The organism is Pseudomonas sp. Sample_9 (assembly GCF_004307535.1).
Lineage (GTDB): Bacteria > Pseudomonadota > Gammaproteobacteria > Pseudomonadales > Pseudomonadaceae > Aquipseudomonas > Aquipseudomonas mercuritolerans.
Genome location: NZ_RAZO01000479.1, coordinates 29,326 through 30,617, shown reverse-complemented (window position 1 = coordinate 30,617; position 1,292 = coordinate 29,326). Strand labels below are relative to the sequence as shown.

The window sequence follows — 1,292 nt, the reverse complement described above, 5'->3', positions numbered from 1 at the left end:
GCCGCTGACGGTGATGGTTTTGCTCGAAGCGTCATCGGTAAAACCGCTGGTTGGCAGCCATTGCTTCACATAGCCACGGCAATACCCGGCGTCGTTGTTCATCACATAACGGCACGAGCAATATTCCTTGGCGGTGTAGGCGCTGATGATGTCCGGGAAAGCCCAGAGATTCTCCCGTTCATACCAACCCCAACCGAGCAGCACGACCAACAGCAACAATAGAAAGCGCTTCATGGCCGCACCGCCTGCAACACGCGTTTGAGCAATTCGTTGTGCTTATAGCTGCCATCACGATCATCGGCGTAACGCACGATCACCAGTTTCTCGCTGGGCATCACGTACAGCGCCTGGCCCCAGTGGCCGAGGGCGGCGAAGGTGTCGGGTGGCGCGTCGGGCCATGGTGATGGTGCGCCATCGACAAGGCGATTGAGCCACCAATGTCCGCCGGGCACGGCTTCGTCCTGCTGCGCCTCGTAGCCGGCAAAGGGCTTGAGATTGAATGTCACCCAATCCTCGGGCAACAATTGCCGATCATTCCAGCGCCCACCGCGCGCCATCAGCAGACCGACCCGCGCCAGATCTCGCGCGGTGAGATAGGCGTAGGACGAGGCGACAAACGTGCCGCTGGCATCGCTTTCCCACACGGCATGGCGAATGCCCAACGGCTCAAACAATGCTGTCCACGGATAATCGGCATAACGCTCTGGGCCGACCATGGTTTTCAGGGCGGCGGCGAGCAGATTGCTGTCACCGCTGGAGTAGCGGAAAGCCTGACCCGCTGCGGTGTAACTGTCCTGTGCGGCAGAGAACGCGGCCATGTCGCGACGGCCCCGCGTGTAAAGCATCGCCACCACCGAAGATTTCAGCGGGGCGTATTCGTAGTCTTCCTGCCAATCAAGACCGGAGGCCCACTTCAGCAGATGGCCGAGGGTGATCGCCGGATGTTTTTCCAGCGTCGGGTAGAACTTCAGCGCCGGATCGTCGAGCTTGAACCGGCCTTCGCCGTAGGCCACGCCAAGTACCGTGGCCAGCAGACTTTTGCTGATCGACCAGGTCAGGTGCGGGGTCTGTTCGGTGGTCGGACCGGCGTAGCGTTCGTAGATGATCTGGCCGTCGTGGATGATCAGCAAGGCGTCGGTGCGGATGCCTTCGCGGGTGGCGTCGTTGCGGGGCGCGAAGGCGTAACTTTCCAGCGCTTCGACGGCCGGGCCGGTGATCTGTGGGGCGATGGGCCATTGCTCGCCGGGCCATTGTTCGGCGCGGACGGTGAGGCTGATCAGCAGCAGGAACAG

Annotated in this window: 2 protein-coding genes; both read right to left on the bottom strand. The window is 61.5% G+C overall.

Annotation, left to right across the window (positions count from 1 at the left end; translation table 11 throughout):
- Positions 1 to 234 (bottom strand): amidase (locus D6877_RS27370; protein WP_130912706.1); only part of this gene is annotated, 234 nt, incomplete at its 3' end.
- Positions 231 to 1,292 (bottom strand): serine hydrolase (locus D6877_RS27365; RefSeq protein WP_241662958.1); only part of this gene is annotated, 1,062 nt, incomplete at its 5' end. The genes D6877_RS27370 and D6877_RS27365, both read right to left, overlap by 4 nt.